The following is a 13225-nucleotide window of genomic DNA, read 5'->3' on the forward strand; positions in this document are numbered from 1 at the left end:
AGACCATCCGGGGTTTGTGTGAGTCATCTGTGAGATCACGATGAGAGAGCACTCATGGCTCCCAGGCACGTTGAGGCGGCCGTCAGGCCGACTCCATCCGGTGCCGGGAGCGCTGCGCCTGGCTCCGTAAGAGCGCAGGCCTGGCCCCGGCACCACCGATCGTCAGCATCCTTCCTCGACGAAGTTCTGGAGGCGCTTGAGGATCGTTCGCTGGGTGTGATGGAACCTGCACCCGATCAGGGGGTTCATCAGCCAGACGAGGACGTTGTTCGGCCGGAACGTGCTGTGCGCCGTCACCAGGGTCCCGCCTTCGCGGTGTTCGAGGTCGAAGCCGGCCCGCCAGTCGGAGACCCGGCGGCTGAACCCGGAGGTGTCGTCGTCGATCGCCCAGGTGATCCGCCACTGCTCGTCCTCTTCGATTTCGATGCAGCGCTCCTGGGTCGCGCCGGGTTTCCCGCCGAGTACGACCGAGCAGATCCGCATCGCTCCGAGACGGTGATCGCCGGTGATGCGAACGATGTATGGATGCCAGCGGGCGTGCACCTGCGGGTTCTTGATCGCCTGCCAGACGGCGCCCACCGGGGCGTGGATCAGAACCTTGTCCTCGATCCTCACTTCAGGCATGCGGCCTCCTCCGACGTTGTCCGAACGGCCGGGGCTCAGCCGACCTTGTACCAGGCCTCGCAGCCGGGGTCACGAACGCTCCGTCGGTTGCCTTGACGGTGAACGTGGTCTGCCCGGTCGTGGTGCCGTTGGCGATGATCTCGTCGAAGTCGCCGGACGTACCCTCCAGGCGGGCCCAGTAGGAGAGAGACAAGCCGGGATCCGAGGCGCCAGCGGTCCTGTAGACGCCGGACTTGATGTCGGTGCCGACCACGTGGGTGCCTTCGCCGGGGATGGTCGCCGCGGCCGACTTTGGCTTCGGCCTCACGGTCACGGTCGGCGCGGCCGACATCTTGGTGACCGTGCGTGCGGGCTCGGCAGTCGCGGTCGCCGTCTCGGTGATGGTCTGCGTCACGGTGCGCGCGGGCTTGGCACCGCCGCTACTGCCGCAGCCCGCAGTCATCACGAGCAGGGCGGCGTCCCAGGCGGCTACTTGACGTTCCACTGACCGACCTCGTCCGCGAACCCGGAGTCCATGGCCCACTGGATCGTCGCGGCCTTCGAGGACGCGGGGACCTCCCAGACCATCCACCCCACGGCCTTCTCCCCGACGGGAAGGCTCAGGTCGCTGGTCATGGCCGGTCCGGTGGTGATGTCGCCGATCGTGCTGTCGAAGCGCTGCCCTCCGGTGTCGGCGATCTTTGCCCCGTTGCTCGGGCTGTCGGGGTAGGTGCTCTTGCCGGTGTTGACCAGTTGGAAGCGGGCGGCCGCCCACTTCTTGCCGCCCTCGGGTCCGAAGATCTCGGGGTCGGCGGGCTTCGCCGGGTCGACGTACTTCAGGATCGTGACCTTCAGTTCGGAGCCGTCGTCCATGCCCGCGAGGGTGATCGTGTCGCCGATGCGGGCAGGCTCTTCCTGGGCTGGTTCCTGCGGGGCCTCTGACTTGTCGGACCCGGTCTTGCTGGAGGTGGCCTTCGGCTCGGGCTTCGTGGTGACCGAGTCGTCGTTGCCGCTGCAGCCGGTGAGCGCGAGGCCGAGGACCGTGGCGGTGGTGAGTGCTGCGAGTCTGGTGCGCATGGTGCCTCCCGGGGTGCGGGCCGGTTTCGTCGGCCGGGCCGTAGCCGCGCTGTTAGGGGCGTTTGCCGGGTGGAGAGAGGCAGGGCCTCGGCGTAGGCGCTTGGGCTGACGGCACCGTCGGTTCATGCGCACGTCTCGCGCCCCCCGGCCCGCCGGGGTCCCGTGGTCTGTCACCGAGTTCAACGAGCGCAGTGCTCTCGGACGCGCAAGACCCGCTCCGGCCGTGTCCCCCTGGGACGGTGCGGCCGGAGGCCTCACCGGGTCCCTCCGCCTCGGGGGAGCGGCGGAGGGACCCGGCGCCGACGGCCCGCACCAGGGCCGCCGTCCCGTCGGTGGCTCCACACACCGAACGGGGGTCTGCGTCAGCACGCGTGGTCGCGGCAGTGTGCCTCCCTGCGGACGGGGTCTCTCCGGCGTGGTCACCGTGCCTCCCCGTTGGCGCTGGGCTCTTTTGCGGGTTCGGCGGGCCGCACGTGCTGCGGGGCGGCGTCCCATTCGCGGCCGCCGCCCGGTGGCCGGAGCTGGAGATTCGTCCCGACGTGCCCCATCACGACGCCGATGCGGTCACTCTGCATGTCTACGGCCAGTGCACCGACCGTCGGCCAGTCCGCGGGGTGGCGGTCAGGGTCGTGCATGTCGACGCTCCTTCCCAGCGGTGGCAACCTCCCGGCGCCGTGTCAGCGGTCGTCGGGGGCTCTCTTATTCACCATATAGGGCACTGTAGGCAGCTGTGGAGGCCTGTGTGTGTCTTTGCAGGTCAACGGCACCCTACGGTGATCGGTATGGGTAAGAACGACATGCCAGTGATCGATCCGCGCGGGCCGCAGCTCGTCTACATGGTCGTGGCCGATCACATCGCCGGACAGATCGCCAGCGGCCAGCTGAAGCCGGGCTCGCGGCTGCCGGGCGAGCTGGACCTCGCGGCGGCCTACGGCATCGCCCGCATGACCGCGTCCCGCGCCGTCCGGGAGCTGCGCGAGCGCGGTCTTGTCCACACCGTGGTGGGCAAGGGCACTTTCGTCGTCGAGCCGTCGGCGGATGGCCCCGACAACGACGAGTAGCACGCGCTGCGCTGCGGGCCACCTGTCACGGGGGACTTGAGACCGACGACTTCGTCGTGTCGGCCACGTGGCGAGAGGGCTGGGGTCCTGATGTCGAAAACCTTTCCGGAACATGCCTTCCCGCATCCGACGGACAGCTTTACGCCCCGTTCGCGGGTACAGGAGGGGCGCCGCGGTGGCACGCCCCCTGCCGGTCGAGCAGGAGGGGACTTTCGCGTCTCGGTCGCCGGGCCACCGTACGGCAACCGGGAGCTGCCGCCTTTGAGGACCGACGGGGATCAAGGTCCCCGGACGGCGATTCGATGGACCTCCATCCAGCCTTCGGACATACCCGGTGGATATCGCATGCGATAAGCCTGTGGTGTTTGCGTGAGTCAGCTGTGAGATCACAGTGAGAGAGTTCTCACGCATGTGCCACATAGGGGTGGAGCGGCGGGTCAGCCGCGCAGGCGATAGCCACCACCAAGCCCGTGGTGCTGCTGCCCGTTGCCTTGGAGTGCTCGCACGCACGAACCCTTGATCCACGACTTCCGGCCCTCCGCGCCGCGGTGTCATATGGGTATGCAGCACGCCCCCGCCGCATGTCTCGCGCGTGCGGTGAGGGCGCGATCGGACTACGGCCGGTATGCAGGCGCACGGCTCATCAGCAGAGGCGTGTTGGGACATGCGCGTCAGGTCTTACGTGCAGTGATCAGCAGAGTGGTCGGCCAGCGGTCATGTCGGGAACCGCGCAACTCCATGGCCGAAGTCGCCCTGAGGCCGGCACAGGCGAGGTGAGCGTCCCAGCGGTTGGCGTCGAACTCCCAGCGCGCGATGGGAAGTCGGGAGCCATCGGGGAGGGTGACGAAGTCCCAGCGGGGCCGGTCATCCGACGAGGGACGGCGACCTCCACGCGCGGGGTGCGGGACGGAGAAGGCAAGGATGCGTCCGGCCCTCAGGTGTTCGGCGATGGCGGGCAGCAGCAGTTCCGGGGCGACAAGGCCTATGGCGCCGAACACCGAGTAGATCGCGTCGTACTGTTCCCCGGTGGCCTGCAGGAAGGTCACGGCGTGGCCGGCCACGAAGGTGACTCTGTCCAACCGCCCGTAGTGGGAGCGGGCGCGGCGCACCTGCAGACCCACCAGGTCCACCCCGGTGACGATGGCGCCGTGGCGGGCGGCGAGGTGAGCGGCGTTGTGACCAGGACCGCAGCCGAGTTCCAGCACACTCCTTTGCCGCAGGTCCCTGCCGAGGATCTCGGCACCGGGACCGAGGCCACGGTGGGTGGTCCACTCCATGCGCTTGAGTACGGGCAGGGCCTGAGCGGGCCCGGCGGCACTTCGCTGGAAGGCCTGGAAGTGCCAGGCGGAGACTTGGGCAGGCACCTAGACCTCCAGGAGTTGGAGTACGTCGATGAGGTGCCGGCGGACGACCTTGATGGAGGCGAGATCAGTGGCCGGGGCATCGAGCCATCGGACGATCTGCTCCAGGAACCGCTCGGTGACCCACATCCGGTGCCAGCCCACGGCCCACGCTTCCGCGGCCAGGCCGCCGCCACGCTGGGCGAGTACGTCCGGGGCGCCGCCTGCGGTGACGTACTGCTCAAGGAAGGCCCCCAGTCGTAGCGGGTCGGGGGCATGGAGGGTGGTGTGCCAACTGGCGAGATCGAGCAGGCCGGGGCCGGTGAAGGCGCGTGCCATGTCCAGTAGCCGCCAGCCGGTGGGGCCGATGTGAAGACTGGTGGGGTGGAACTCGGCGTGCACCCAGCCGAACGGGGCCACGGCGGCTCCGGTCGCGCGGGCGGTGGCGGCCCGGGCGATCTGGTCCAGGGCCTCCTTGATGTCGCCCGTGTCCTGCCAGCGGTCGGCCTGCGGAGCTGGTCGAGATGGCCGAGCGCCCGGTCCGGCAGGGCGCGGAGTCCCGCCTCATGGAGTACGGGCAGGAAGGGCGCCGCGGGAGCACTGTGCAGGACGACTGCGGCGGCGGCACCGTCGGGATCGTCTGCGTCACGGACGGGGGTGCCGAGGTCTTCGAGGAGCATTCCGAGCCAGGCGTCGCGTACGACGGAGGAGCGGACCTGCGGCACCGGGATACCGCGCAGGTGCGCGAGGCGCAGGGCCAGATCCTCGCTGTGGAAGGGCTTCTCGGCGTACTTGAAGATCGCCGTCCGGCCGTCGGGGAAGGTCACCCGCTCGAATCCCGATGTCGGCCGCAGCCGGATCTCCTCCCGGGTGGGTGTGGGCCGGCCGGTGAGGGTGCACAGGTTGGTCAGCAGGGTGGTGGTGAGGGGATTGTGCATGAGCGATGCTCCTGGAGCGGAGAGGAGGTGTCCCGCGAAGCCGGTCGGCCCGCCCGGGACTTCGGCTGGGGCTCCACGCGGCCGAAGTCGCGCGCTGGGCGTGGATCAGCTCGATCCCGCCGGCCTTGAACCGGGCCGGATGGGCAGGGGTATTGGCTGTCGAGGCACCGCAGGGCGCATCAGCTCGCGGCGGTCCCGGCGCGGATTGGCAGGCTGTACACCAGGCGCCCGCCGAGTGCTGCGCGGGTCTTGGCGTACTCGACACGGCGGTACTCGTTGAACCAGTCAGCTGTGATGGGCCGTGGTGCCGATGGTCGGCATCGGCGTTTTCGTCTCCTGCCAGGCGGGCTCCGGACACTTGAAGAGCCGGGCCCACGGCGGGGCGTACGGAACCCCGGGGGCCGTGTGGCCCCCGGGAGCGCTGGATCGCGGCCAGGCTGATCCAGGCGGCTGCTCTGTGCCGCATGCTGCATGGCGTGGTCCTTGAGCGATCGGGGAGAAGAGTCGTACATGAGGTACGGGACAACCGCCTTCGCAGGGTGCGAGGTGAGGAGCGCAACCGCATCCCCCGGGGGCGGGGGCCGAGTGATCCCGTGAGCTTGCTCGCGCGAGAGCCCCTCCTCGTCGACAGGAGGAGGGGCTCCCGCGGCCCCGGCTGGGGGAGTCGGGTTAGACAACCGGGGCCTGGCCGCCTGCACGGACCTGCACGGGAGGGTCAAATCCGCGGGCGGAGATTCGGTGCGCCGCCAGGGGGCGCCGGGCTATCGGTTTCGGAGCGGGCCGGGGCTCGCGGGGCGGATGCCTTCGCCGCCGGCCCCGCCGCGTCCTCGGGTGCGGTGAGGAACTGATACATGCCGCACATCAGCAGGAAGAACTGGTCGTCTTCTGACACGCCGGGTTCCTTGCGACCGCCCGTCCGGAGGTGGCGACGCGTCGGCAGCCGGAGGAGTGCGGGCGTGGGCTGCGCAGGCCTCGCGAAGTCCACCAGGTGCGGCCGGTACACGGGACGGATCCCCGTCCAGCCCGTGTCGGGTCTTCTCTCGGCGTTCCACGCCCTATTGAGAGCGATCCTCACAAGCCACCTCACCTCTGATTTCCTTCCCAGTAGGCCTGCGCGGCGCGGTCGTCCTCCGGGGTCCAGTACGCGGGCTCTGGCGCGATGCCGTGGCTGTACGGGTAGTGGTGCGGAGGAGCCGCGTACTGCTGCACATACACCGGAACCTGCGCGGCATACCCGTGCTCGGGGACCCCGGCGTGGTCGTACCGGCCCGGTGCAGCGGGGGGCCTGACGTCCTGTGGCCGGCGGGGCCCGGGGATGGGCACCTGGAACTCCCGGGTGTCAGCTTCCTGTTCGGAATGCCGGGCAGGGGCGTCCGCCTGCGGTTCGGCTCCCGGCAGCAGCACCTGCACCTCTTCGGCGCCCGCCTTGCGGCGCTGCTGTGCCCATTCCTCGACCTGGCTGCGGCAGGCGAGGTCGAGGTGCTGCACGCGCGTCAGGTCCACCTGGACCCTTCGCTCGTTCGCGACCGACTCCAGGGATTCGATCAGGCGCGGCAGCCGCAGGAAGGTCGCGTTGCCGTGCATCTCCAGGCGTACGGTGCCGTTGTCCGTGGTCTTGTGGATGGTGATCCGGGACATGCGCAGGGCGACCAGGACGATGGCGACGGCCAGGCCGGCCACCACTCCTTCGAGCAGGTTGGCGACCATGATGGCAAGGGTCGTGATGATCATGACGATGCCCTCGCCGCGGTCGGTCCGCCACATCTTCGGGAAGGCAGGGGGGTCGAAGAGCTTCCAGCCGGCGTGGACGAGGATCCCGGAGAGCACCGCCACGGGGATGAGCCCGAGCAGGCCGGGGAGCAGGAGCCCGAATCCGAGCAGCCATCCGCCGTGCAGAATGCGGGAGACCTTGGTCTTGGCTCCGGCCTGTACGTTGGCGGCGCTGCGGGCGATCACCGCGGTCATGGGCAGTGCACCCAGAAACCCGCACAGCGTATTGCCGACGCCCTGGGAGAACAGCTCCGCGTTGTACTGGGTACGCGGCCCGTCGTGCATCTTGTCGACGGCGGCGGCGCTGAAGAGGCTTTCGGCGGAGGCGATGACAGCGAAGGTGATGACCATGGTGATCACTTCGGGGTCGGCGAGTCCGGCGAACCCGCTCGGCCCGGCGAAGTGCACTGCCCCCAGCAGGTTGCCGACCTCCACGCGCTTGACGTCGAAGCCGGGCAGAGCGGCGAGCACCGAGCCGAGCATGACCGCGACCAGCGGGGCGGGCAGCTTGCCGAGGGGAGCGGGAACCTTCTTCCACAGGAAGCACAAGGCCAGGGAGAGGGCTCCGAGGATGAGGGCGTAGCGCTTGTGCGGTTCGGCGAAGACGGCAGTCATCAGGTCGGGGAGGCCGGCGATGTTCTTCAGGGCCGAGCCGAGCTGCTTGGAGTCCGTGAGGGCGTAGGTCTGGCTGAGGATGAGGGGGAGCCCGATGCCGGCCAGCATGCCCTGTACCACGGCGAGTGAGATGGACTGGAACAGGCGCCCCATGCGGAGCGCGCCGAGCGCCATCTGGATCAGGCCGGAGACCAGGACGACGGGGCCGAGCAGGGCCAGACCGTGCGCGCCGACGAATTCCAGGACGAGCGCGGCGAGTCCGGCGGCCGGTCCGCTGACCTGGAGACGGCTGCCGGGCAGGAAGCCGACGACCAGGCCGCCGATGATCCCGGAGATGATGCCGAGGGCGACCGGGACGCCGGAGGCGGCCGCGACGCCGATGCACAACGGGAGGGCGACCAGGAAGACGACGAGTGAGGCGACGATGTCCGTGCCGGGGGCGGCGGAACCGGCCGACTGACCGGGAGCCCTTCGCGCATGGCGTGCACTGCGATTTCGTGCGTTCGACACAATGCTCCTTTCACTCACACCGGGTGGCCCGGTGCGGGTGGGAGTGGCGAGTGGGGGCGCGGTGTCAGTGCCGGCCGAAGGTCCCCTCTATGTCGTCGCACTCGCAGACCTCTCCGGTGTCCACCCGGTAGAACCAGCCGTGCAGGTTCAGCAGGCCCTCGGCCCTCCTGCGCTCGACCTGGGGGTAGCCGCGCAGCGTCTCCAGCTGGGCGGTGACGTGCCGTTGCACGATCTTCGACATCGCCGCGTCCTCGGGCGGGGTGCCCAGCAGCGAGGCCAGCGAGGGCCGGGCGAACGCCACCCAGCTCGCCACGCTGGGCAGCGTGGTCAGATCCTCACCGCGGGCCAGGGCCCCCACGGCGCCGCAGTGCGAATGCCCGCAGACGATGATGTCGGAGACCTCGAGCACCTGGACCGCGTACTCAATGGTGGCGGCCTCCCCCGACCGCCGGCTCGGCCGGTACGGCGGAATGATGTTGCCCGCGTTGCGCAGCTCGAAGAGTTCGCCCGGGGCGGCGCGGGTGATGAGGGTGGGGACCACGCGCGAGTCCGAGCAGCTGATGAACAGGGTCGTGGGGGACTGTCCGGCGGCGAACCGCTGGAACAGTTCCCCGTTGGGCTCTATGCGATGTCGAAAGGAACGAGCCCGCTGAAATAGGTCGCTCATCCTTACGTCTCCTGACTCCGGACATCCCCGGTGGATGCCGCTCGGTGAAGAGACTGTGAGGGTGGCGTGAGTTGCCTGTGAGACCACGGTGAGAGTGTTCTCATGGACACGACAAAGAGGTTTATTCGGCAGATAGCCCGCTGGTCAGGCGCGCAGCCGGTAGCCGACGCCGCGGATGGTCTCCACCCGGCCAGCTCCCACCTTGCGGCGCAGGTAGCGCACGTAGACGTCGACGATGTTCGACCCCGGGTCGTAGTCGAATCCCCAGACGCGGCTGAGCAGCTGTTCGCGGGTCAGCACCTGGTCGGGATTGCGCAGGAACACCTCGGCCAGGGCGAATTCCCGCGAGGACAGCTCCGCCACCCGCCCGTCCACGTGCGCGCGGCGGGTGCGCAGATCGAGGGCGAGGTCGCCGACGCGCAGCAGTGTCGCCTCCGGGGCGCCTTCCCCGCGCAGCCGCAGGCGCACCCGTGCCAGCAGCTCCTCGAAGGCGAACGGCTTGGAGATGTAGTCGTCGGCCCCGCCCTCCAGCCCGGCGACGACGTCGGACACGCTGTCCCGGGCCGTCAGGATGATCACCGGGATGGTCACGCGGGCCTCGCGGAGCTTGCGCAGCACGGTGAACCCGTCGCAGGCCGGGAGCCCCAGGTCCAGGATCAGCAGGGCGCAGTCGCCAACCCGCGCCTGCTCGTACGCGGACAGCCCGTCAGCGACGACCGTGGGGACGAAGCCGTTGCTGCGCAGGCCCTTCGCGACGAAGGCGGCGATCCTGATCTCGTCCTCCGCTATGAGAATGCGGTTCATGGTGTCCTCTCTGCCAAGGAAAGTGAGCGGGCAGGTCGATCACGAATCGGGCACCCCCGCCCTCGGCGTCCTCCACCCAGGCGGTGCCGCCGTGCGCCTGCGCGATCTCGCGGACGATGGCAAGCCCGAGGCCGATCCCCGTGCCCACGGGATCGGGTGAGGCGGCACGTCCCGCCTGAGCGAAGCGGCCGAAGATGCGCTCCCGGTCCTCGGGCCCGACGCCCGGCCCGGTATCACGCACCCACAGCAGTACGCGGCCCTCGCGCACCGCGGAGCCCATCTCCACCAGGTCACCGTCCCGCGTGTGCCGCACCGCGTTCGCCGCGAGCTGGATCAGCCCCTGGGTGAGCCGCTGGCCATCGACGAGCACGGTGGCCTCGGACACCGCCGCGACTCTCCAGTGCCGGTCCCCCAGGGCCCGCGCCTTGGCGACCACATCCACGATCAGATCGGTGAGGTTCGTCTCACCGAAGGTCAGAAAGTCCGGGCGCTCCGCCTTGGCCAGCAGAAGCAGGTCCCCCACGATGCGTGTCATCCGGTCGAGTTCGTCCACGACCAGTGCCCGTGTCCCGGCGCGGGCCTCCTCGTCTTCGTCCATCAGCTCCAGGTGCCCGCGGACCACCGTGATCGGGGTGCGCAGCTCGTGCGCCACCTCGTCCAGGAACCGGCGCTGCGTGGTGAAGGCACTCTCCAGACGGTCCAGCATGTGGTTGAAGGTGTGGGCCAGCGCCGCCACATCGTCGGTTCCCGTAACCGTCAGCCGCCGTGTCAGGTCGGACTCACCGATCCGTTCGGCGGTCTGCCGGACCAGCCGGATCGGCGCCAGGACCCGGCCGGCCACCAGCCAGCTGGCCAGGCCCGCGCAGAGCAGCGCACCACCGCCGGTGACCAGCAACAGCTTCCCGACCTGGCGCTCCTCGCTCAGCTGACGGTCCCGGAACTCCAGCACCACCAGCCGCACATCGTGCGGGTCGCCCTCCACGCGCACCGGAATGACCCCGTAACGCACCTTCCCGGCCGGGGAGTCGAGCCAGCCGATCTCCGTGCCACGGACCGTGGCCAGCCGGGCGACCACGGCCTCATCGCGGTCCAGCCGGGCCGGCACCTCACTCGAGCTGCGCCGGTCGGCGCGGCCGTCCACGATGCTGAAGAACGTCTCCTCGCGGCTCGGCAGGTTGACCGTCATGAACGCGGTCAGCAGCGAAGCCGCATCGGGAAAGGGCCGCCCGGTGGACGGCTCACGCGCCGTCTTTGCGAACCGGCGCAGTTTGTCCGCCTCCCGCCGCAGCTGCTCATCCACCTGTCTATCGAGCTGCGCCTGCCAGATCACCGTGATACCGAAGGTCGGCGCGGCCAGGGCCGCACCCACCAGGAGCAGCATCCATCCCACGATGCGCGACCGCGCGCTCGGCATGCGCCTGCGCATCGCTCACCCATCCCCCCCGCCACCGCCGTTGCCGTCGTCACCGCCGTCATCACTCCCACCACTGGCGCTCCCGCTGCTGCTCGGCGTGGGAGTCGTCGTGCTCGGAGAAGAGCTGGTGTCATCGCTGCTGTGGGGTGGCGGCGTGCTGACAGGCTGCCCCCCGGGCTCCGACGGCGGAGCCTTGGGCGAAGACGACTGCCGTGACGCAGCCGGTGACACGGGAGACGACGACGGTCCGGAGGTGGCAGAGGCTGATCGCGACGTCGGGCCCGGTAACGGCCCGTCACTGCCGCTTCCCGACACGACGACTCCCGGGCCAAGCGACGGCGGATCGCCACCACCGGCCCACAGACGCCCGACCACCGCTCCCCCGGCCGCCAGGGCGCACACCACAGTGATCACCACACTCACCTTCCGAAGCGTCATCGGGCCAGTCTGCTGTCTCACTCGAACACGTTGATGAAAGAGGAGAGCTTTCTCATCTCCCACCACGGCCGGATACGCCGCCCGATTCCGGACCCATGGCGACAACTCGACGATGTCCGGATCGCGGACCGAGCCTGGCCCACCAGTCATCTCGGCACCCCGGGCAACGGTGGACCCCGGCGCCGGTCCCGCCACGCGGGTCCCCTTGGCCGGAGGACCACAGCGGCGTCGTCTCCCGCCCTCAGGGGCCGTCACGGGGGGAACGAGCCTGCCCCTGCGCGTCGGAGCCCGCGTACCTCCCCCTAGAGGGCGGGCCCCGTGACCCTCATGATCGGGTCACTTCCTACCGCGCGCCGTGCGCCGGAAGTGTCACACGGGACTGCGGGTGGTCGCGGAGTCAACACCCTTGCACAGAGCGGCACTTGGCAGCTTCACGACACGGCCACGAAGCCCGCGCACGACCCGGCCCTCCCTGAGAGGGGCGCCGCCAGCGCGCCGCCCCTGGAGCCTGCTGTTACCGCGAGTAGCTGAAGAAATCTTTCCGTAACGAAGCCGTTACGACCATCCATAGCGGACTCACAGGCTCCGCCCGGCCGCGACACTGAGGCACTTCCACTCGCCGCATGCCAGTGTCATATTCGGGAGGCCCCATGAACAACACCGTACGGCCCGGCTGGGTGAAGGGCTCGGCCCTGCTCGCTGCGGTGACTATGGGCATATGGGCGACCTGGTGCAGCGCGATCCTCCTGATCGGGGGACGGCTGCCCCTCCTTGAACTGCAGGTGGTCAAGGGCGACATCCTCGCCTTCCTCCTGATGCTGTTCATCGGCGAGCCGATCTTCATCACGCTCGCCTACTGGACGACCATGCTCATCCTGTTGCCGATCACGCTCCTGACGGCCGGGCGAGCCAGGAACCGGTCATGATCTACCCCCTCACCGACCGCCAAGAGCGCATCCTCCGGTGCATACGGGAGTGGATCGCCGAACACGGCGAGGCCCCGAGCATCCGCGAGATCGGGAAGCAGGTCGGGCTGAGCAGCCCGTCATCGGTGCTCCACCAGCTCAACCAGCTTGAGAAGCGCGGACTCCTCTCCCGCGAGCGGCGTGCCTCGCGCGCGAGCCGGCTCGCCCGCTGACTCCTGCGTCTGCGCGGGCCGTTTACTCGCCGGGGGAGCCATCGTTCCCGGCGGGGTTGTCGGTAGCCTCGCCGAGGGCCTGCCCGCCCCGCATCTCTCTCTGCAGCCGATGGACCGCGAGGCGCAGATCAAACAGCGTCCGCCACAGCCTACGGTCGCCGCCCTGGGCCAGCTCTTCGGCTTTGTCTATCTGGGCCGCCATGCGGTCCACCCGGTGCAGGACCTGCTCGTAATCCAGATGGCTCACGACGCTCTGCTCCCCTCCGGCCGACGGCCGCTGTCCAGGGCAGTGCGGTTCATCCCACGTCGCGCGGGCCCGGGCAAGACTTGGGACCTGTCAAAACCGGTCAGTCACGACGCCGCCGATCGTTCCGCCGGAGCCAAGTGAATTTCGCACGCTGGCCGGGAGCGGCGACAAGTCCTTGATGGGGTGTCATGCACGGCTGTCCACCGGTTGTCCACCGGTTGTCCACCGGGACCCTTGGCGCGAGCCTGACCCTACTCTCCCAGGTGAGCAAAAGAGCAGGTCAGAGGCTTAGACCGGCAATGCCGTCACAGAAACCACACCTCTGACCTACGCATTACGATCCGAAGGCAACCAGGGCCCGATTTACGGAGATTCCAAGGTCACAAAAAAGCAAAAGCCCCAGGTCACGGCGAGTGAGTCCTGAGGCTTCTACAGAGCCGCCTTCGGGATTCGAACCCGAGACCTACGCATTACGAGTGCGTTGCTCTGGCCATCTGAGCTAAGGCGGCGCGCCGTCCGCACTATGGTGCGATCAGCAACGCGGGTAAGTCTACACAGTTTCCGGGGGTGCTCCGAACACGCCCCGGGAGACCGCACCTGGGG

The 13225-nt window shown here is 69.2% G+C and carries 14 protein-coding genes, 1 tRNA gene and 1 pseudogene; 3 read left to right on the top strand and 13 right to left on the bottom strand.

Annotated elements, in window-relative coordinates; all coding sequences use genetic code 11:
* Positions 1-162: 162 nt before the first annotated feature.
* From OG246_RS06560 to OG246_RS06575, 4 genes are all read right to left on the bottom strand, one after another.
* On the bottom strand, positions 163-624 hold the full coding sequence (locus tag OG246_RS06560; RefSeq protein WP_266457185.1) for an SRPBCC family protein: 462 nt from the start codon (positions 622-624) through the stop codon (positions 163-165).
* The gene (locus OG246_RS06565) at positions 617-1108 is read right to left on the bottom strand and encodes a hypothetical protein (protein ID WP_266457188.1); all 492 of its coding nucleotides are present in this window, start codon (positions 1106-1108) and stop codon (positions 617-619) included. Before OG246_RS06565 ends, OG246_RS06560 begins: the two co-directional genes overlap by 8 nt.
* Positions 1093-1680: a DUF4352 domain-containing protein gene (locus OG246_RS06570; protein ID WP_266457191.1), complete on the bottom strand. Its 588-nt coding sequence runs from the start codon at positions 1678-1680 to the stop codon at positions 1093-1095. Before OG246_RS06570 ends, OG246_RS06565 begins: the two co-directional genes overlap by 16 nt.
* A 419-nt stretch (positions 1681-2099) precedes the next feature.
* Positions 2100-2315 (bottom strand): hypothetical protein, encoded by a 216-nt coding sequence (locus tag OG246_RS06575; RefSeq protein ID WP_266457194.1) that lies wholly within the window; start codon positions 2313-2315, stop codon positions 2100-2102.
* 147 nt (positions 2316-2462) lie between these two features.
* Between OG246_RS06575 and OG246_RS06580 the strand changes: the two genes are divergently transcribed.
* On the top strand, positions 2463-2741 hold the full coding sequence (locus OG246_RS06580) for a GntR family transcriptional regulator (RefSeq protein ID WP_266457197.1): 279 nt from the start codon (positions 2463-2465) through the stop codon (positions 2739-2741).
* 671 nt (positions 2742-3412) lie between these two features.
* Here the strand turns inward: OG246_RS06580 and OG246_RS06585 are convergent.
* From OG246_RS06585 to OG246_RS06615, 7 genes and pseudogenes are all read right to left on the bottom strand, one after another.
* Complete coding sequence (locus tag OG246_RS06585) at positions 3413-4105, bottom strand: bifunctional 2-polyprenyl-6-hydroxyphenol methylase/3-demethylubiquinol 3-O-methyltransferase UbiG (protein WP_266457199.1); 693 nt, start codon at positions 4103-4105, stop codon at positions 3413-3415.
* Positions 4106-5019, bottom strand: a pseudogene (locus OG246_RS06590) (aminoglycoside phosphotransferase family protein).
* 715 nt (positions 5020-5734) lie between these two features.
* On the bottom strand, positions 5735-5911 hold the full coding sequence (locus OG246_RS06595; protein WP_266457201.1) for a hypothetical protein: 177 nt from the start codon (positions 5909-5911) through the stop codon (positions 5735-5737).
* Positions 5912-6102: 191 nt separating this feature from the next.
* Positions 6103-7830 (bottom strand): SulP family inorganic anion transporter, encoded by a 1728-nt coding sequence (locus tag OG246_RS06600; RefSeq protein ID WP_323178309.1) that lies wholly within the window; start codon positions 7828-7830, stop codon positions 6103-6105.
* Between the two features lie 148 nt (positions 7831-7978).
* Complete coding sequence (locus OG246_RS06605; RefSeq protein ID WP_266457207.1) at positions 7979-8581, bottom strand: carbonic anhydrase; 603 nt, start codon at positions 8579-8581, stop codon at positions 7979-7981.
* A 144-nt stretch (positions 8582-8725) separates the two neighbouring features.
* Positions 8726-9385, bottom strand: coding sequence for a response regulator transcription factor (locus tag OG246_RS06610; protein WP_266457210.1), 660 nt, complete (start codon positions 9383-9385; stop codon positions 8726-8728).
* Entirely contained in the window at positions 9288-10811 is a 1524-nt protein-coding gene (locus tag OG246_RS06615) for a HAMP domain-containing sensor histidine kinase (protein ID WP_266457213.1), read from the bottom strand. Before OG246_RS06615 ends, OG246_RS06610 begins: the two co-directional genes overlap by 98 nt.
* Positions 10812-11887: 1076 nt before the next feature.
* On the opposite strand from OG246_RS06615, the gene OG246_RS06620 reads away from it, so the two are divergent.
* Both OG246_RS06620 and OG246_RS06625 read left to right on the top strand, forming a co-directional pair.
* A complete protein-coding gene (locus OG246_RS06620; protein ID WP_266457216.1) occupies positions 11888-12163 on the top strand; it encodes a hypothetical protein in 276 nt (91 codons plus the stop codon).
* Positions 12160-12375, top strand: a complete 216-nt coding sequence (locus OG246_RS06625) for a MarR family transcriptional regulator (RefSeq protein ID WP_266457219.1) — start codon at positions 12160-12162, stop codon at positions 12373-12375. Before OG246_RS06620 ends, OG246_RS06625 begins: the two co-directional genes overlap by 4 nt.
* Before the next feature lie 22 nt (positions 12376-12397).
* On the opposite strand, the gene OG246_RS06630 is transcribed toward OG246_RS06625, so the two are convergent.
* Both OG246_RS06630 and OG246_RS06635 read right to left on the bottom strand, forming a co-directional pair.
* Positions 12398-12622 carry a hypothetical protein gene (locus tag OG246_RS06630; protein ID WP_266457222.1) on the bottom strand — a complete coding sequence of 75 codons (225 nt, stop codon included), beginning with the start codon at positions 12620-12622 and terminating at the stop codon, positions 12398-12400.
* 435 nt (positions 12623-13057) lie between these two features.
* Positions 13058-13131: transfer RNA gene (locus OG246_RS06635), tRNA-Thr, on the bottom strand.
* Between the last annotated feature and the right edge of the window lie 94 nt (positions 13132-13225).

It is taken from the genome of Streptomyces sp. NBC_00620 (genome assembly GCF_026341825.1).
In the GTDB taxonomy this organism is placed as follows: domain Bacteria; phylum Actinomycetota; class Actinomycetes; order Streptomycetales; family Streptomycetaceae; genus Streptomyces.

Bases quoted from the DNA above. Each gene is read 5' to 3' on its own strand.
- OG246_RS06625 (WP_266457219.1), top strand. From the start codon at position 12,160: ATGATCTACCCCCTCACCGACCGCCAAGAGCGCATCCTCCGGTGCATA.
- OG246_RS06560 (WP_266457185.1), bottom strand. From the start codon at position 624: ATGCCTGAAGTGAGGATCGAGGACAAGGTTCTGATCCACGCCCCGGTG.
- OG246_RS06575 (WP_266457194.1), bottom strand. From the start codon at position 2,315: ATGCACGACCCTGACCGCCACCCCGCGGACTGGCCGACGGTCGGTGCA.
- OG246_RS06605 (WP_266457207.1), bottom strand. From the start codon at position 8,581: ATGAGCGACCTATTTCAGCGGGCTCGTTCCTTTCGACATCGCATAGAG.
- OG246_RS06580 (WP_266457197.1), top strand. From the start codon at position 2,463: ATGGGTAAGAACGACATGCCAGTGATCGATCCGCGCGGGCCGCAGCTC.
- OG246_RS06610 (WP_266457210.1), bottom strand. From the start codon at position 9,385: ATGAACCGCATTCTCATAGCGGAGGACGAGATCAGGATCGCCGCCTTC.
- OG246_RS06620 (WP_266457216.1), top strand. From the start codon at position 11,888: ATGAACAACACCGTACGGCCCGGCTGGGTGAAGGGCTCGGCCCTGCTC.
- OG246_RS06615 (WP_266457213.1), bottom strand. From the start codon at position 10,811: ATGCGCAGGCGCATGCCGAGCGCGCGGTCGCGCATCGTGGGATGGATG.
- OG246_RS06570 (WP_266457191.1), bottom strand. From the start codon at position 1,680: ATGCGCACCAGACTCGCAGCACTCACCACCGCCACGGTCCTCGGCCTC.